This is a genomic window from Methanomicrobiales archaeon HGW-Methanomicrobiales-1 (genome assembly GCA_002839675.1).
Lineage (GTDB): Archaea > Halobacteriota > Methanomicrobia > Methanomicrobiales > Methanospirillaceae > Methanoregula.
This window is the reverse complement of the sequence record PGYM01000002.1, coordinates 313,852-331,140: the sequence shown is the minus strand read 5'-3', so window position 1 is coordinate 331,140 and position 17,289 is coordinate 313,852. Positions and strand designations below refer to the sequence as shown.

Sequence of the window (17,289 nt, the reverse complement as noted above, 5' to 3'; positions counted from 1 at the left end):
ATAGTTATCCTAGCACCCCAGTTGCGGAACCGGCAAATCACTTTCACCCCGCCCTCTCCGGGGATTATATGCGCATTGTTCGAACTAGGTAAGTGGGAAGGACGAATTCCGATAAAGAAGTGTCAGATGCCATAAAGGCCCGAAACTCGCACCTCCCTACCTCTCAGAAAACCTCAGAAGATCCCAATCAGTTGCTCTCTGTGTGGATCTAACAACAAACCCCCCTCTTTTCTTTTGATTTTTCAGGTGAAATCGTTCATCTACAGTCTCCGCCAGCAAAACAACAATATATTTTAGGAACGTTTTTCTAATGTCTGCTATGGCGCTTCGTTCTCTGAATCTTCCCGGTGTTGGAACAAAATACGAATTCGAGACTGACAAGGGTGACACGGTTGCCATTTTTTTCACCAAGACCAGTGGCATCCAGATGTACACGCTCCAGAAAGGCTGCAAAACGCCCAGCGCAGCGGAGCTGTCTCCGGTTGAAGCGCGGAGGCTGGGAAATATCCTTACCGGAGCAATCATCGAAGCCGACCAGGAAAGTGTCGAGATCGCCTTCTCCGCGCTGGCCGATCTCCGGATTACCATCCACACATTCTTTGTCACGTCCGCTGTTGTCGGAAAAACGATAGAAGAGCTCAAGATCCGGGCCAAGACCGGCGCAACCGTAATCGCGGTCTGCCGGCACGACCACAATATCATCAACCCGCCCCCCACGTTCATGTTCGAAGAGGGTGACGCGGCGCTGGTCATCGGAGAGAGCGACCAGATCAAACTGTTCGAGAACGAAATTATGGTGAATTAATGGAAGGACTCGTAGTCGCACTTTTTGTCTGCCTTGTACTGGCCCTCGTCACCAAGTACCTGTCGATACCCGCCATCCCGTTCTATATCCTTGCCGGTGTCCTGCTGGGAAAAGCGGGCGGGGGGTTGTTGACGAACAATGAGGTCAGCCAGTTTTTTTCCGAGATGGGACTGATCTTCTTATTGTTCTTCATGGGTCTTGGCCTGAAACCGGAACGGATCGCATCGAACCGGTCGGCGGTCCTGACCAGCGGGATCATCGATCTCAATGTCAACATGATCATCGGTTTTGCCGCAGCGTACATGCTCGGGTTTTCGTTCACGGAATCGCTCATCATCGCAGCAGCCTTCTATATCTCCAGCACCGCGATGGCACTCACGTCATTGATCGAGAACCGGAAGCTGATGCTCCGCGAGTCCGACACGGTCATCTGGCTGATGGTCTTTGAAGATCTCGTGCTGATCATCTTCCTTGCGATCCTCTCGGCCGGAAACCAGAACCTGATCATCTTCTTTGTCAAGATCGTTGCAGTGCTCGGGGTGCTCTACGCGCTCGCCCATTATGGCAAGGAATTTCTCATCTCTATTCTCGAAAGGGATGACGAACTCCCCATCCTCTTCACGTTTGCCGCCGTCCTTACCACCGCATCGTTCTCGATGTATCTCGGCGTACCCGAGACGATGATGGTGATCGCGCTGGGTGTCGCATTCGCAACAACCGATCCGGACGCCTTCGAGCAGCACGCCCGGCCATTCAAGGATGTCTTTTTAGTGGTCTTCTTCGTCTTCTTCGGAGTAACCGTTGATTTCTCGGGCGGTGCCAACTGGTTTGTGATTGGCGCTATCAGCCTTCTTGCCGTTGCCAGCAAGCTGGTATCCGGCCTGCTGACCGGCATTTTCATCCACGGATCAGCGCTCTCCGGCCTTGAAATCTGGGCCAATACCATAGCGAGAGGAGAGTTCTCCATTGCTCTTGCGGTGATCTATGGATCGCCGGTGGTGGGCACAACGATCGCAGCCATGGTTATCCTGACGTCCATTGTCGGGTCATTCATGGCAAAATACAGCGGCATACTGCGCCGCGGGCTTGTGAGTCACAGCCGGCACAAGGCATTGACGCGCCGGCCGCATTAGTGTCAACAGGGGTATGGGGGTCTCAACCCCCATCAAATCTGGTTGAATACGAGGGGGGCACTGTCCCACCAGTTGCAGAAAATTACCAAACAACGCAGAAAAGAAGATTTCAACAGAGTTAAAATTACAAAAAATCTGTTTTTATTTCCGGGCATCTTCCGGGGCATCGTTATCCCCGTCATGCCCGCGCTTTGCAACAATTTCCTGCACCACCTTTCGCGAGCTGCAGAGTTCGGTGTCAGCGAATTTTCCTATGCGAACGATCTCCGGATTAAGGTTACGTGCGGCAAGCTGCGACCGGAGTTTTTCCTCGTCAAAGAGCTGGTTGAACCCGATGGTGATCACGTCCGGGTGGATCTCCTCGATCGGGAGGAACATATCGGTCTTGTCACCGAGAATTGCGTGGTCCACCGGGCGGAGTGAAGCGATCATCGCGAGCCGCTGTTCCTCCGGGATGATCGGGCGGGGTTTGTGTTTAACGTTCATGTCGCGGGCAACGATCACCCAGAGCTCGTCCCCGAGTTTCTTGGACTCTTCGAGATAGTAGATATGCCCCGGGTGCAGGAGATCGAACGTACCGGTGGCGACAACCCTGCGGACGCTCACGCGATCACCTCGAGTTTGCAGGGCTCCCCGTCAGCGCTGAAGCATTGCCAGTCGCCCGTGCGGTACGGGTAGCCGATGATGAGATGGAACCGCCCGGCCCGGGGGAAGAAGCGCACATCTGCATCGGATGGGTGAAGCACGCCGTTCGGGTGGCTGTGGGCGCTGCCGGCAAGATGGGTACCCAGCGGCATCATATCGAAAAAGACCGATGCGGAGCTCGATCCGGTAATGGTGCCGGGAACCAGGTTCATCTCCTCAATCACCCCGTCCTTTTCGATGAGGAGGGCCGCGAACTCGTTGGGGTGGGCGTCCCGTCCCAGTTCAAGGAGCAGCCTGAGTAGTTCCTGTCTGATTCCGCGGATGTTCATGGTTAAGTGCCTGGCGGGCCGGATAAGCCGTGTACCGATCATATGCGTGCTGCTGGTCAAAAAAAGGCTCGCAAAAAAAATGAAGAGCCGGGTCAGGATTCGATCTTTGCGAGTTCCTTACTCAGATCCTGCGAGAGATCGACTCCCGTGAATGCACCGCTGGTTGGCAGCGGCATGGCAAAGGCCGGGGTGACGTCATACTCCACGGTTGTATCTGCCGGTACCGTGAAATCCAGGATATGGCCGCCGGTGTGCCGGTCATCGCTGATGAAATGCAGGTGATAGCCCGCGACATTGAGGCCTTTGAAAAAGGCCGGGGTATAGAACCCGACTATCGTGCCGGTGGTATTGGTGTAGGTGTGGACCGACTGGCTCTTTGCTGCATCCGTGAGCGAGGGGTACGGTTCCTGTTGTGCAGGGATTGCCCGGACTTTCATGAGCGGGAACGTTCCCTTTATCCGGACTGCGTAGATCATATTCTGCGTGGGCAGCCGGCTGCTCATCTCGGTTGAAAATGTGGAAAAATTCATCGACCTGTTTGTTGTTGCCGCAAAGTCGCGTTCGAAGTACGTGACGGTGGCAAAGGGGGTGGTGGCAGTATCTTTTACCGGGTACACCTTTCCGTCAGCCTTTACCTGGTACACTTTTCCGTCAATTACGATCATCTCGCCATCGAGCGCATCGAACGTGCCGATGCCAAAGTCGCCGTGCTTTTTCATCTCCCCGACCGGCTGGACGCCCGCGTACACTCCCTGCATCAGGGCGTCAATGGTTGAGACCTGGTAGAGGATCTCATGATCGGCAGGTACTGCGGGTACTGCTGAAGCAGCCGGAATCTTGGTAAACGTAGTGTAAACCGCTGCCCCGCAGAAAACAAGGACGATCGCAAGGCCGATGCCGAGAAAAAATTTGGTGTCCATGACCGTATGCCGGAAATTACTTTTTGCCGGTCACTTTGATGACGTGGAAACCGAACTGGGTCTTTACCGGGCCGACAACCTTGCCAACTTCCTCGGTAAATGCGATCTGTTCAAACTCGGGAACCATCATGCCCTTGCCGAACCAGCCGAGGTCTCCCCCTTGCTTTCCTGACGGGCAGGATGAGAAACGCTTGGCAACTGCTGCGAAATCTTCGCCGTCAGCGACCCGTTTCATGATCTTGTTCGCTTCGTCTTCGGTCTTTACCAGGATATGGGATGCACGTGCCTGTTGTGCCATACTTAGAAATGGAGGAGTAATGGGATAAAAGAATTGATGGCAACAGATCCTTTTCACCCTGCACCAATTGATATGGATATGCCAGTTTTCCTTTTATTCTTCCGGACATTTATCAGGGTAAACTGGAATTTCGTCCCCGGTACCGGCTCAAGACAGAGAGGGTAAAAAGCAGGTTCTTTTGAATTATTGGACTCCACAAGGCAGGATTTTGCCGGGTGTTTGTTTTTTTAACCTTGTGATGTGTCCTCATCCTGATTCTATACCAGTTGCCAGTATCCCCGGGTATAACGTTCCTAAAAACTCTTTTTAGTTTTAATGGTGCTGTTTCATGTGTATCCCCTCAACATTTTTGATCCTGCGGGTCGTCTTTTTTCAAGTGGTTTCCGGTTCCCCCTTTTGTAGTGGCGTGTCTTCCCCAGTCAAGCGGTCCAGTTGTGAAAGGTACAATCGCGCCCAAGCAAATGCCAGCAAACCGCCGAGTATTTCACCAGCAATCAGCCCCCACCAGACACCCTGTTCTCCCATACCTAGAGGGATTGCGAGCATGTACGCAAAAACTGCGGCAAACACAAGACTCCTCATGAACGTGAGAAACAGGGAGGTCGGTCCTTTACCGACTCCCTGAAACACGGAAGACGAAAGCAGACCCAGCGGTACAAATGGATAAAACAGGCACATGACACCGATGAATGCGGCGATGGCCGGGTAGAGATGGGCGCTTTCCTGCGAATAAGAGAAGATGGTGGCAATCGGATATGCAAACACCCCGGTCAGGAGACTGACGCAGAGAGCAAGAGCAATCCCAAGGAGGATCGAAAACGTGTGTGTAACCCGGATCTTTTCATAATACCGGGCCCCATATGCCGCACCGACTACCGATACCACGGATGTGCCGATCGCGACAATGGGAACGATTCCATATGATACAATCCTGAATCCAACGGAAAAGACCGCTACAGCATCAGTGGTTGCTACAATAACGAGGATCAGGTTGAGAATTATACACATTACAGACATCAGCAGGTACTCAACACTGGCCGGGATTCCCACGTTCAGGATATCTGAGACCACGCTCCGGCACGGGGTGAAGACCTGCCGGGAAAAGCAAACGTACAAATTCTTTTTGATAAAAAACCAGTAACAAAGGACAACCGTTACCGCTGCAAGGGAGATGATCGTGCCCCACGCGGCTCCTGCAATACCGAGGCCCAGACCATAAATCAGGAGAGGGTCCAGGACCATATTCAGAAGAGTTGCAGCCACCATGGCATACATCGTTCTTTTTACATCACCTTCCGCTCTGAGGATGCCATATGCAATATTGACAAAAATGATGAAGAATGAACCAGCGAAGAGAACCTGCGCGTATGCCACTGCAAGACCGGCAGTTTCACCGGCACCAAAAAGGAGGGCTATCGGTTCTGCAAAGACGACAAGCGGAATAGTAACGATCGCTGACAGGATGAGAGCGATGAGAAGTGCATGCACTGCACCGTTGCTTGCACCGTTACGGTTGCCTGCGCCGATCATCCGGGCGATGGCCGATGTCGCCCCTGCTCCAATGCCACTTCCCAGACCGATGAGAACCATAAACAGGGGAGACATGAACCCGATGGCAGCCAGAGCATCAGAACCCAGGCCTACAACCCAGATCGCGTTCACGACGTTATAACTGGACATCAGGAGCATTGCGATGATCATCGGCCCTGATAAGGAGATAATTGCTTTTTTCGGATCACCGGTCAGGATAGTGACACCCTGAGTATTTTCCGTGGAACAGACATTTTTTTGATCGCGAAAAGAAAAAAGTTTCATTGTGGCACTGTTCTCACTCGTGCCTCAGTGCATCAATTGGGTTTAAGTTCGCTGCCTGCCATGCCGGATAGATACCACAGGCAAGACAGATCACAATCCCAAAGCAGACCCCCTCCCCGACAGAGAGCGCATTTGCTGTTGTAATCAGGTATTTTGTTGTGCCCAGCATCAGGGCGCTGATGACATATCCCGCCAGGATGCTCAGTATGCCTCCGACAACACTTCCGATAACCCCGATGATCGCCGCTTCATAGATGAACATGCTCATCACCTCCTTTTTCTGGGTACCGATGCTGCGCATGATGCCGATCTCCTTGATCCGTTCATTGACTGACATCATCATAATGTTGAAGATCGAGACGCCGGCAACGACCATCGAAATTCCCCCGATGGCAGAGACAAATGTCGTGATGGTACCAAACGTCGCGTATATGGAAGCCAGCGTTGCCTTGCTGTCCGTTACACTGACAATCTTGTCCCGCTTGTTCATCTGTTTTTCAATGGTGGTTTTAACCACTGCCGTATCCTGCCCCTCTTTTACCTTGACAACAACCTGATCGTAGTCATTCCGGTTGTAGGTATTATCGAACCATTCCTGGGTAGCCACAATCGCAGAATCCGTACTGAGATCGAAGGCCATTCCCCGTTCCTCGATGATACCGGTGACGCGGAGTGTTCCCTTCTCACCATCACTACCGATGGAAATACGAGAGCCAACTTTGATATTATTGTCCTCGGCAAACGTGGAACCTACTAGGCAGCCGGAGTTGCCGTTGTTATAATCACCTGCGGTCAACTTCAGGTTAAGATCCGTGATATACTGGGGATCCACGCCATAGATGGTTGCAACAATATCATCACTGCCAACACCCACTTTCATACGTTCCGATGTCGAGAGCACCGGAATCGCCACATTGGGAGCTACGGCTCGTTTGATCTGCTGATATTGCTGGTCGGAGAGTTTCAGGTTCGCTGAGCTCCCCCCGCCACCACCTCCCCCGGGTCCCATACCTCCGCCACCGCCAGAATACGGGCTGACGATAACGCTGTCTCCCACCGAGGAGAGGCTTTCTGAGACGGTCGCAACCATACTGTTTCCCAGGATCCCCATCGAGGCGATTGCAACGACCCCGATTACGATGCCGAGCATCGCAAGGGCTGACCGGAGCATATGGATCCGGAGATTGCGCTTTGCAATTTCCCAGAATATCATGAGGCAATACACCCGTCAACAATCCGGATCGTCCGGTTCGTATAATTCGCCACATTGGGATCGTGCGTCACGACAATGATCGTAGCGCCGTTTTTGTTGAGTTCCGTCATGAGCTCCATGATACTTGCCCCCGTTTTAGAATCGAGGTTTCCCGTAGGTTCATCGCACAGGAGGATGTCGGGATCGTTGATGAGAGAGCGGGCGATCGCTACCCGTTGCTGCTGGCCCCCGGACAATTCCATGGGTGTATGCGTGTAGAGTTTTTCGTCCAGCTGGACTGCCCGGAGCACTTCCCGCGCCCGAGCCTCGTTGACTCCGGACTTGAGCATCTGGGGAAAACTGACGTTCTCGATGATGTTCAAGAGCGGGAAGAGGTTGAAGTACTGGAAGATGAAACCGATCCGGTCCCTGCGCAGGGAGGTCAGTTCCATGTCGGACATATCCCGGATCGGGACCCCGCTCATAAAGATATTCCCGGAGGTAGGTTTGTCAAGACATCCCATGAGGGTGAGGAGGGTTGATTTACCTGATCCCGATGGTCCCATGATCGAGATGAACTCCCCCCGCTGTACCTCAAATGAGATATGATTGAGTGCCGTTACATCCCCCGACTTGAGAGGGTAGATCTTCACCACATCCTCGAACTGGATGGCCGGTTGCATGATATCTCCCTCCTACTCGGCTTTTCGTTTCCGCATGTAGAGGTACCCGCCACCAATAAGCGCAATGATGATGATTACCCCTACGATGGGGAGAATTGAAGGTTGAGTCGTATTCTGCTCTGATGAGGTGGCAGTTGCGAGATTGATATTCTGTTGTGAAGTGATCACGTTGCCGTCAGCATCCTTGTACGTCATCTGGAGGGGGATGCTTGTTGTACTCTCGGTAGTGAATGAAACTTCAAAACTCCCGAAGTCATCCGGTTTCAGAACGCCTACTACATAGGCCTTGTACGGGTCCTGGGCTGTTGCAGGAGAACTCGATGTAATCGTGACCGCATTTGCCGTTTCCAGTCCTGCATTCGTGACATCTCCTGTCACGTGATAGACCGTGCCCTCTTTCGTGATCTTGATATTATTCACTTTTGGATCGGCCTGCTTCTTGTTCTCTCCGAATATAAGCGGAAGTGATTCTGACATTGTGTGGGTATTATCACCATTATCGTAGGTGACTTTTAAAGTGAGATCTGTCTGCTGTTGCGGAGTTACGGAGAAATCTACTAGGACATATCCCCCCGCGTCAATTGTCCCAAGAGCTATCTTGGACGGGTTGACGGTTGTATCCGTGCCGATTATTTCCACTACGACATTTTCCAGCGCATTACTGCGGGGATTGGATATTTTCGCAGAAATTTTGTCTTTTTTCCCTGCGGAGAACGTGTCTGGTTTATCGATGAACGTCAGCTCGGGGAGAGAGTTATCAATCTCAACAAAGGTCCGGTAATACATGCTGTCAGATTCCAGGAAACTCATAGAAAACGTTGGGTAATAGTAACTTTCTTTTCCATCAGCAGTAATTTCAAAGATAAAATCCCGTGTCTGACCGGGGCCGATATTTGAGGATGTGTCGTAGGGTCTGCTGATGGTCTTTATGGTATTGTCAGTCAGTTGTGCATGGTTGATAACAATTCCCGTATCGGTGTTCCCATTTGTGACTTTGATGTCAACGGTCGCTTTATCTCCGTCGTACATTGATCCGGGATCATAGGTGACATTCGAAACATACACTTTTGCGGATGCTGCCGCAGCCTCGGGTGTCGTTATTGCGCTGGCTGTACCAACAAAGAGACAAATCGCCAGCAGGGTACCTGCAAATAACAGGATCCGCATCGGATTGTTGCTGTTCTTATGTGTGATTCCACCATTGGTGAAAACGGGTTTATTGATTCCTGTTCGTGCCGGAGTTCGGCATGTTTCTTCAAAACTGAACATGTACTTTCCTCAATGGTTTATACTAACTAGTAGTAAATTTTTTTACTACGTGTTTTGTATAGTTTAGCGTACATTGTTAAAAAGGCTATCCAAACTGTAGTATTTTTTTTACTACTTTGGGAAGATTAAATATTCCGGAAGGAAAAGATTTCCGGTACAAATGAATTTAACTCCACATGGCAGAATTTCTACTATGGAGAGCATCCCCACTTCGCTCATAAAATCGCTCAATGATCTCGGGTTATCCAATTATGATGCGAGGGTTTACGCTGCGCTGGTGCTGTACGACAATGCCGAAGCAAAGGAGATCATCGATTTTCTCTCCATCTCAAAACCGAGCGTATACGAGGCACTGGATCATCTTGCGGACATGGGGCTTGCAGTAAAGAGAATCTCAAAACCGGCCCGGTATAGTGCGATTTCTCCGGAAATGGCGATCAATCTCCTCATGGACAAACACAGGGATGCAGGGGAGCAGGCATTAGCGGCACTTATTACTCTCGAGAAAAAGAAGGTGCGGACTGACAAGGAAGATGCCCTCTGGACCATCTACGGGGACGCCAACATCGAGTATAAAATCCGGGATCTCTTTGGAAAAGCAAAACGACAGATCAGCTGTATGATCGGGGAACGGTACCTTAAGTTCATTGAGAAAGTGAAAATCAGGGATGTTTCACTCAAACTCATAGTCATTTCAGATGATGAGGCGCTCCAGGGAAAACTTCTTGCGTTATTTCCGGGAAAAAATGCGGATGTCCATGTCATCTCTCCGGCTCAATTCAGTGTCCCGCCACCGTTTGCACCACCGGAATTTGTTGAAATAACCAAACTCATGAACTTCGAAAACACTCTTGAATTGATCATTGATGATGAGGAACTTCTCATGATCCCCCCATTTATTTCGAGCAGTGTTTCCGTCCTCAATACCCGGAACAAGGGAGCAATCCTCCAGACGAAAATGTTCAGCCAGCTCAACTGGAACCGGTTTATCGATGGCGGGGAAATGCCCTTTCCCCCGCCACCCGCTCCAAAGAAAAAGCGATCGTGATTGGCAAAATTATCACACCTGATGGGGAAAAATCTCCCTCCAGGGCAGTGTATTACCGAGTCTCAAATTTTTTCATTGAAATGTACCTGTTTCAGAACTCCCCGTCCTGCTCAAAACTCCGCCCGTACCGGATCGCGAGTTCCGCTTTGTAAAGTTCCCGGCCGAGATACCCGGCATGATCGAGCAGGGTGACATCCCCGTGCGAGATGATTGTGGCAAGCACATCCTGCCAGCGCCTCCCCCGCACCGCTTTGCCATTGATCGCGGCAATGATCTGGTCGCCCTCGATCCCGATCCGGAAGTTACCCTTGGGATCGTACGCGATCTCGTCCGGGATTGTTTTTGCTGCCGTGACCGTCTCGTATTCAACGGGTGGTTCGCGCCGGCGTCGTTTCTCCTTGAGCACGAGCAGGTCGATGCCGAGATCCTTGGGATAGGGGCGGTCGCGGGTGAGCACCATCATCCCGGTTGCCCGGCGCATCTCGCCAATGGATCCCCGGGTCTTGTCGGAGTGTTCGCTTGAGAAGATGACCGATGCGCCCACCTCCTGTGCCATACCGGCCAGCAATGCGTTTGCCCCGATCGAGTCGGCGTCCAGCAGCTCGACAACGTTGCCGGCCCCGAAAAAGAGCGGATAATTACTTCTCTTAAAATTTTTCAGCGATGCAACGAGTCCCGAGCCAACGGGCTGGAGGAGCGGATCGGCGATGATGCATGCGATACCGGTCTGTTTGGCCATCGCAATATTCTTCGCAAGCGTGCTGCTGCCCGGCACAATGACTGCTGCTGCACCGGCCTCTGCCACTTCGCGCCCGATCACCGGGATATTTTGTTCCTGCAGGGAGAGAACGAGATCCGCCCGTCCAAGTGCAGCATGGATCAGGAGAGGGTCTTGTGAATCCACCGCGAGCGGGCGGTTGATATCTGCCACAAGGGAAAATGCCCGTGACACATCCTCCGGTGTCGCATCGAACCCGAAGCCGAGATCCACGATATCAGCACCGGCAAAAAAGAACCGCTCCACCTTTTCATGCAGGTCTTCGCACCGGTGGGCGTCCATGATCTCGGCAAGCACTTTCATCCGCGAGCCGCCGCCGATCTTCACCCCCCGGATTACGAAATCGGGATCTGCCTCCTGCTCCCGCTGGTCAATTTTATAGATTGCATCGCCTGCTTTTTTTGCCGCGAGAAAATCATCGGCGGGAACGGTACGGGAAAGCGTGATCGAGTCGAGCAGGGGCAGGATGAAGCCGAGATCCGCTGCATGGCGGGGACCGCGATAAACGGGCACACCGGTCTCCCGTTCAACCTTCTCAAACGAGGCCGTGCACATACCGGAGACGATCACGAGATCGTACTTTCCTTTTTGTATCAGGGTGTGGAGTTTGTGGGGGGTAAGAAATGACGCGATCTCCCCGGTTACTACCACATCGGCATCAAACCCGGCCACCGCTTGTTTTACCATCTCCGCCGTGGCGGCACCGGTTGGCAGCAGGATGTGCATAAGTTCCCTTAATACCAGAGAGATAAAAACACTATGATCAGATGCTGATCTGCGATTTGCACGTGCACACGAATCATTCCAAGGATGGTGAAAGCAGTGTCGGGGATATCCTCAGGGCTGCCGAGGCGGCAGGACTCGACGCAATTGCCATCACCGACCACGATTCCGTTGACGGTGCAAAACAGGCCCTCCTGATTGAGACTCCCGTGCTGGTGATTCCCGGCATTGAGGTCACGACAAAACAGGGCCACCTGCTCGTGCTGGGGGTCACCGAGCTCATCCCCTCTGGGCTTGACGTGCTGGAGACCATCGCGCTCGCACGTCGGATGGGAGCGCTCCTGATCCTCCCGCACCCGTACCATATCTGGAGGCACGGGGTTGCCCGCAGGAAAAAAGCCGGTATGACTGCGGTGGATGCCGTGGAATCCTTCAACAGCCGGTACATTGTCGGGTCCGCGAACCGGAAGGCGGCACGGATGGCAGTGAAGCTGGGCAAGCCCTGTGTTGCGGGAAGCGATGCCCACAATGCCCGGTTTGTCGGCTTTGGCAGGACCTACGTGGATGCAGAGAAGAATGTCCCTGCGATCCTTGATGCCATCCGGGCCGGTAATGTTACCTGTGGTGGAAAAAAGACACCGCTGCGCACCTATACACACCAGTCACTGAACAACACATGGAGAAAGATTACACGGATCACCCGGCTGATGCCCCTCCGGTGAGGCTCGCGTTCCGGGTCTTGTACCTGGGCAGCCGGTTCTATGGCTCGCAGATGCAGGCCGCCAGCCGCACGGTTGAAGGCGAGTTTGTCTCTGCATGCCAGCGGCTCAGCCTTTTTGATGACTGGCGGAAAGCCGGCTTTTTGTCCGCAGGCAGGACCGACCGGGGTGTCCATGCCCGCGGGCAGGTGATCGCGTTTTCAACCCCGGCACCGGAACGTGCCCGGACGGTCATCAATACCCAGCTCCCCCCGGACCTCTGGTGCACTGCATATGCGGAGGTACCTATGGAGTTTCATCCCCGGTACGATGCGAAGTCCCGCACGTACCGGTATTATTTTTCGAAACGACCCGGACAGCCCGATGCCATGGACCGGGCTGCACAGCAGTTTCTCGGCAGCCATAATTTTTCGAACTTTGCGCGGGTGAAAGACAAGAACCCGTACCGGAATATTCTCGCTGCCCGTGTGGGCGAGGAAGACGGGTTTGAGTTCCTTGAAGTAAAGGCAGAAAGTTTCCTCTGGCACCAGGTGCGGTGCATGGCCGCAGCACTCCTCCTTGTGGGAGAGGGCGAATCGGATGAGGGTTCCATAGCCCGGCTGCTGGAAGCAGATGCCCTGCGCCCTCTCCAGCCGGCGCCTGCCGAGGGGTTAATTCTCTGGGAAACCGATTGCGGGATTACCTGGACCCCAATCACATCAGAAGGACAGAGCGGTGCATTTATGGATCATCTTGTGCGGCACTACGCGCTTATGGAAAAAGTGTGCCGGGTGCTCAAGACAACACAGGTCTGATCAATTTCTGTGTCAGAAAAAATGTAAAAAAGGAATTTTTCTTTATTTCCCTTGCCCGTACTCACTCGATCGTCCGGGTACAGCCGCTTGCAACTGCCGCTTCACTGACTGCACGGGCAACTGCCTTTACCACGTCACGGTCAAGCACCGCAGGAAGGACCCTGTCCCTGCGTGGGTGTTTGACATAATCAGCTAGTGCATGAGCAGCAGCCACCTTCATCTCATCGGAGATCCGGGTTGCACAGACATCGAGGGCACCGCGGAAGATTCCCGGAAAGGCAAGGGCATAATTGATCTGGTTGGGAAAATCCCCGCGCCCGGTTCCCACGATCGCTGCCCCGGCCTCGAGAGCATCCCGGGGAAATATTTCGGGCATCGGATAGGCGAGGGCAAAGATGATAGGGTCCTTGTTCATGGACCGGACCATCGCTGGCGTGATGATGGCAGGAACGGATACACCGATACAGACATCGGCACCCTTCATTGCATCCTCTAAAGTCCCGGATCGCCCGGTTTTGTTCGTCTCCTCGGCAATGATGAATTTGTACTTGTTTGCGTACAGTCCCTCGCGGTTGCGGTGGATGATGCCCTTGCGGTCACAGACGATGATATCATTCACGCTGCTGCAAAGGTTGGGGTTGTAGCCGATGCACCGGAGCATGCGGGTGATGGCAAACCCGGCCGCCCCTGCACCGATGACAACGATGTTCAGGCCCTCAAATTTCTTTTTTGTTATCTTACAGGCATTCAGGAGAGCTGCAAGAACAACAACGGCGGTCCCGTGCTGGTCGTCGTGCATGACCGGAATGCCGATGCCCTGCAGGGACTCTTCGAGTTCAAAACATTTGGGTGCTGCAATGTCCTCAAGCGCAATTCCCCCGAAGACCGGGGCGATATTTTTTACATCGTCGGCAAATTCCGTATGACCGCTCTCAAAACAGATGGGAAATGCATCGATGTCGGCGAGTTGCTTGAACAGGAGCGCTTTTCCCTCCATAACGGGAATCGCAGCGTAGCCCCCGATATTTCCCAATGAAAGCACGCGTGAGCCATCAGTGACGATTGCAATGGTGTTTGCCTTGAGGGTGTATTTGTACGCGAGATCCTTGTTCCTGTGAATCTCCCGGCAGACCTCTGCTACCCCCGGGGTATAGGCAAGGGAGAGATCATGGCGTGTTGCCAGGGAAACTTTGGAATGGACTTCGATCTTCCCATGATACGTTTCATGGAGTTCAAGCGATTCCTGGTAGATGTCTTTCTTCTCCCCGCTCATGGTTCTCGCGCCCGGTAATTCAATGATTGTGGGGGGACAGTATCAATCTTGTTGTTGAAAAAAAGGATTATTTCTGGGGGACTCTTCCAAACTCTCCCTCGATCCATTCAGCAATTTCGTCCCTTACCCTGCGGTACCCGTCAAGGATTGTTTTGTCGCTGCCGGGTATCATGTGGGGATCGGCAAAACCCTGGTGGATGGTCTTTTTTGCTCCCGGTATGAACGGGCAGATTGCATGAGCATTGTCGCAGAGGGTCACTGCAATATCGAATGATACCCCACGGAATTCGTCGAGGGTTTTTGAACGGTGGTGCGAGATGTCGATCCCGATCTCCTGCATCACCGCTATCGCTGATGTGCTCACCTTTGCCTGCTTTGTGCCGGCAGAGAAAACCTCGTACCGGTCCCCGTATTTTGCCCGGAGCAGTCCCTCTGCCATCTGGGAGCGGGCGGCATTTGCGGTGCAGACAAAGATTACCCGAGTTTTCGATGTCATTTTTGATCACCGCAGGATGACTTCTCTTCCCGGGCGCCGCAGCAGGATCCCGCATCCCCACCGCAGCTGCATTCCCCGCTGTCCATATCCTTTCCCCGCAGGGCAGCGCTGATCATCGCCCATGCACACCCGACTCCGCTCTGGACCTCGATCGCCTGCACCGGGCAGTTCAGGGCACAGGCCCCGCATTCCATGCAGGCAGCCGGGCGGACAAGTTCCGCATGCTCCGGTCCCTCCGCAAATACGCGGTGGGGGCAGACCTGGGTGCAGCGCTTGCAGTTGATGCACCGATCTTTATGGAAATGGAGTGTGTTCTCCGCGTAGGAATCAAACATCAGATCACTCCCATGAGACGGCTTACGCCGAGCACGATCCCAAGAATGGTGCCGGTGACTGCCATGAAAGTCATGACGGGTACGTACCGGAAGATCTCTTTCCTGACCCCCGTCCGTGAGGTGAAGGTTGTTGAACCGGTAAAATTCAGGGCAAGATATGCGGTGACTGCCGGCATGATGAGGAGCGGTGTCAGGGCAGCGATGAGCGCGGCCCAGCCGGGCAATGCCGGGGCTGAAGCGAATACAGCGGCAAACGGGATTGCAACAACGCCCCCGAGAAGGAGGCCCTTTGTGGAGAAATCATTTGTCGGGATGAACGGCAGCAGGGCCGGGAAGAGTACGGTTCCTGCAATCACCGAAGAGATTGCTGCCAGTGCGGCGACCGGGCCGGCAAGGAACCAGAGAACGGCTGCGATAACAATCGTCGGCAACGCCACGTGAACCAGCTCAACTGGTGCCAGCACAATCCGGTCGCGGACCGGGAACTCTACCGTGCGCATTTTCGGCGTTGCCTTTCCGTTCCTGATATATTCCGGGAGATCCCGGGCACGGACCGGTCCATATTCAACCTTAAAACCGGACCGGCGCTGGACCACATGGGCGGAAATTCCCGGCGCTCCCAGCTGGGGAACGATGATCTTCCGGTGGGTGACGGTACCGGCAAGGCCGGTCTGTTCGATCCGGTTGACCAGTTCATCGGTACCGAACGTGCCTTTTCCGGCAGCGCACCAGACATTGATCCCTTTGGTGTCCAGCACAAGGATGTATGCATCGAATCCCGCAAGGGCAGCACGCACGGCATCGAAGCTTAACGTATAGTTCGCCGAGGCAAAGACCGGGGATTCCGGAGTTGGGTTGCCGAGCCGGTAGAGGCCGGGTTCGACCCGGTGCCTCATGCGGTTTATGCCCCAGCGGGCAAGGAAATGGTCGAGCCGGTTGGCAAACGTGAGGGGGCTGTCAGTTGTGTATATTTCTGCTTGCGGCATTGCACCCGGACTACCGCAGCACGGGGATGCCTTCGCCGCTTGGGAGCATGAGCAGCCTGAGGTTTGGGGAGATGTCATAAATTCTGTTCTCCTCAGCGTTCAGTGTCGTGCATAAGCGGTCCGAGCACGTCTTTTACCATGCCGTTCAGGTTCTCGACCTTCATGAGCGCAAGACAACAGATGCTGCCGTCCTTCTCCCAGCTGATCAGGGCGAGTTTGTCACCGGTTTTGATGCCGGCTTTTTCCCGGATATCTTTGGGGAGCACCATCTGTCCGCGCTCGTCAACGCTCAATACTGCCTCGACCCTGCACCCGGTGGCCGGGCTGCACCCGCACGGTGAACTGCCAGGTGTGCACGTTGAATCATTCATCTTTTTTTTGGCCATGCAAATCCTCAGGATCTTGTAGAATCTCCGGTATATTTATAATTTTCAGAAAAATCAGAAAAATCAAAAATATTTACAATTCATGCCGGGTTCAGGATGTTGCACAATAATCCGGGGACATCCCCGTTCTTTTTATTACTCCTCCCGTCAACATCCGATCATCGGTATGGTGGCATTCGATTGTAACTGGTGTGGCAAGTGCTGCGCGAGTTTCGGGGCATTTATAAAAATCGAGCGCCAGCTCACCAGCCGTGACTTTTACTGCCGGTACGGGGTAAAGAACGAACTCTTCCTTGCTCATATTGAAGGAGAATACGCCGACAGTCAGCCCCTTTCTTCAGAGACAGGGGTCCCGGTCAAAGGCTGCCCGTTCATGCGGAAAAAACAGGATGGGAATGGCATTGCCTGTGCAATCTATGCCACCCGGCCGCGAGTCTGCAGAGAGTTCCGGTGCTACCGGATGGTGATCTTTGACCATGAGGGTCATGAGTGCGGCAGGATAGTCGGGCGAAGTGAGCTCAAGTCGTCTGATGAATCCCTTGCGCAGATTTGGAAAGAAGAGATTATACCCTTGCCCCATGACAATGATCCCCGCTGGGAAAAATCCGTGATCGCTGCCCTGGCGGCGCATGGCTATCGCGCTGAACCTGTTGAATAAAAAA

The 17,289-nt window shown here is 53.4% G+C and carries 20 protein-coding genes; 6 read left to right on the top strand and 14 right to left on the bottom strand.

Translation table 11 applies throughout. From position 1 onward, the window contains the following. Window positions 1-319: 319 nt before the first annotated feature. Both CVV30_08010 and CVV30_08005 read left to right on the top strand, forming a co-directional pair. Complete coding sequence (locus CVV30_08010; protein PKL69780.1) at window positions 320-805, top strand: potassium transporter TrkA; 486 nt, start codon at window positions 320-322, stop codon at window positions 803-805. Beyond that, window positions 805-1,938 (top strand): cation:proton antiporter, encoded by a 1,134-nt coding sequence (locus CVV30_08005; GenBank protein ID PKL69488.1) that lies wholly within the window; start codon window positions 805-807, stop codon window positions 1,936-1,938. The genes CVV30_08010 and CVV30_08005 overlap by 1 nt, the downstream gene beginning before the upstream one ends. Before the next feature lie 141 nt (window positions 1,939-2,079). Here the strand turns inward: CVV30_08005 and CVV30_08000 are convergent, their stop codons facing one another. From CVV30_08000 to CVV30_07965, 8 genes are all read right to left on the bottom strand, one after another. Further along, window positions 2,080-2,544, bottom strand: a complete 465-nt coding sequence (locus CVV30_08000; GenBank protein PKL69487.1) for an FAD synthase — start codon at window positions 2,542-2,544, stop codon at window positions 2,080-2,082. Continuing rightward, a complete protein-coding gene (locus tag CVV30_07995; protein PKL69779.1) occupies window positions 2,541-2,912 on the bottom strand; it encodes a proteasome protein in 372 nt (123 codons plus the stop codon). Before CVV30_07995 ends, CVV30_08000 begins: the two co-directional genes overlap by 4 nt. Window positions 2,913-3,004: 92 nt before the next feature. Continuing rightward, window positions 3,005-3,832 (bottom strand): acetolactate decarboxylase, encoded by an 828-nt coding sequence (gene budA, locus CVV30_07990; GenBank protein PKL69486.1) that lies wholly within the window; start codon window positions 3,830-3,832, stop codon window positions 3,005-3,007. A 16-nt stretch (window positions 3,833-3,848) separates the two neighbouring features. Continuing rightward, the gene (locus CVV30_07985; protein ID PKL69485.1) at window positions 3,849-4,130 is read right to left on the bottom strand and encodes a peptidylprolyl isomerase; all 282 of its coding nucleotides are present in this window, start codon (window positions 4,128-4,130) and stop codon (window positions 3,849-3,851) included. Between the two features lie 372 nt (window positions 4,131-4,502). Further along, window positions 4,503-5,945, bottom strand: a complete 1,443-nt coding sequence (locus tag CVV30_07980; GenBank protein PKL69484.1) for an MATE family efflux transporter — start codon at window positions 5,943-5,945, stop codon at window positions 4,503-4,505. A 13-nt stretch (window positions 5,946-5,958) separates the two neighbouring features. Beyond that, the gene (locus tag CVV30_07975; protein PKL69483.1) at window positions 5,959-7,158 is read right to left on the bottom strand and encodes an ABC transporter permease; all 1,200 of its coding nucleotides are present in this window, start codon (window positions 7,156-7,158) and stop codon (window positions 5,959-5,961) included. Further along, window positions 7,155-7,820 (bottom strand): lipoprotein-releasing system ATP-binding protein LolD, encoded by a 666-nt coding sequence (locus CVV30_07970; GenBank protein PKL69482.1) that lies wholly within the window; start codon window positions 7,818-7,820, stop codon window positions 7,155-7,157. The genes CVV30_07975 and CVV30_07970 overlap by 4 nt, the downstream gene beginning before the upstream one ends. 12 nt (window positions 7,821-7,832) lie before the next feature. Beyond that, a complete protein-coding gene (locus tag CVV30_07965) occupies window positions 7,833-9,089 on the bottom strand; it encodes a hypothetical protein (protein ID PKL69481.1) in 1,257 nt (418 codons plus the stop codon). A gap of 160 nt (window positions 9,090-9,249) precedes the next feature. Here CVV30_07965 and CVV30_07960 point away from each other — a divergent pair, with 160 nt between their 5' ends. Continuing rightward, window positions 9,250-10,137, top strand: a complete 888-nt coding sequence (locus CVV30_07960; protein ID PKL69480.1) for a hypothetical protein — start codon at window positions 9,250-9,252, stop codon at window positions 10,135-10,137. A 91-nt stretch (window positions 10,138-10,228) separates the two neighbouring features. Here CVV30_07960 and CVV30_07955 read toward each other — a convergent pair whose 3' ends face one another. Then, window positions 10,229-11,641, bottom strand: a complete 1,413-nt coding sequence (locus tag CVV30_07955) for a dihydropteroate synthase-like protein (protein PKL69479.1) — start codon at window positions 11,639-11,641, stop codon at window positions 10,229-10,231. Window positions 11,642-11,682: 41 nt separating this feature from the next. Here CVV30_07955 and CVV30_07950 point away from each other — a divergent pair, with 41 nt between their 5' ends. Both CVV30_07950 and CVV30_07945 read left to right on the top strand, forming a co-directional pair. After that, window positions 11,683-12,360, top strand: a complete 678-nt coding sequence (locus CVV30_07950) for a histidinol-phosphatase (protein ID PKL69478.1) — start codon at window positions 11,683-11,685, stop codon at window positions 12,358-12,360. Beyond that, a complete protein-coding gene (locus CVV30_07945; protein ID PKL69477.1) occupies window positions 12,315-13,151 on the top strand; it encodes a tRNA pseudouridine(38-40) synthase TruA in 837 nt (278 codons plus the stop codon). The genes CVV30_07950 and CVV30_07945 overlap by 46 nt, the downstream gene beginning before the upstream one ends. A gap of 61 nt (window positions 13,152-13,212) precedes the next feature. Here the strand turns inward: CVV30_07945 and CVV30_07940 are convergent, their stop codons facing one another. The 5 genes from CVV30_07940 to CVV30_07920 all read right to left on the bottom strand — a co-directional run bounded on the left by CVV30_07940 (window position 13,213) and on the right by CVV30_07920 (window position 16,627). Next, complete coding sequence (locus CVV30_07940) at window positions 13,213-14,424, bottom strand: NAD-dependent malic enzyme (protein ID PKL69476.1); 1,212 nt, start codon at window positions 14,422-14,424, stop codon at window positions 13,213-13,215. A 67-nt stretch (window positions 14,425-14,491) separates the two neighbouring features. Next, window positions 14,492-14,920: a low molecular weight phosphatase family protein gene (locus CVV30_07935; GenBank protein PKL69475.1), complete on the bottom strand. Its 429-nt coding sequence runs from the start codon at window positions 14,918-14,920 to the stop codon at window positions 14,492-14,494. Beyond that, window positions 14,917-15,255 (bottom strand): 4Fe-4S ferredoxin, encoded by a 339-nt coding sequence (locus CVV30_07930; GenBank protein ID PKL69474.1) that lies wholly within the window; start codon window positions 15,253-15,255, stop codon window positions 14,917-14,919. Before CVV30_07930 ends, CVV30_07935 begins: the two co-directional genes overlap by 4 nt. After that, a complete protein-coding gene (locus CVV30_07925) occupies window positions 15,255-16,319 on the bottom strand; it encodes a carbon monoxide dehydrogenase (GenBank protein PKL69473.1) in 1,065 nt (354 codons plus the stop codon). Before CVV30_07925 ends, CVV30_07930 begins: the two co-directional genes overlap by 1 nt. 14 nt (window positions 16,320-16,333) lie before the next feature. Continuing rightward, window positions 16,334-16,627, bottom strand: coding sequence for an AbrB family transcriptional regulator (locus CVV30_07920; GenBank protein ID PKL69472.1), 294 nt, complete (start codon window positions 16,625-16,627; stop codon window positions 16,334-16,336). 82 nt (window positions 16,628-16,709) lie between these two features. On the opposite strand from CVV30_07920, the gene CVV30_07915 reads away from it, so the two are divergent. Further along, window positions 16,710-17,285, top strand: coding sequence for a zinc/iron-chelating domain-containing protein (locus tag CVV30_07915; GenBank protein ID PKL69471.1), 576 nt, complete (start codon window positions 16,710-16,712; stop codon window positions 17,283-17,285). Window positions 17,286-17,289 lie beyond the last annotated feature (4 nt).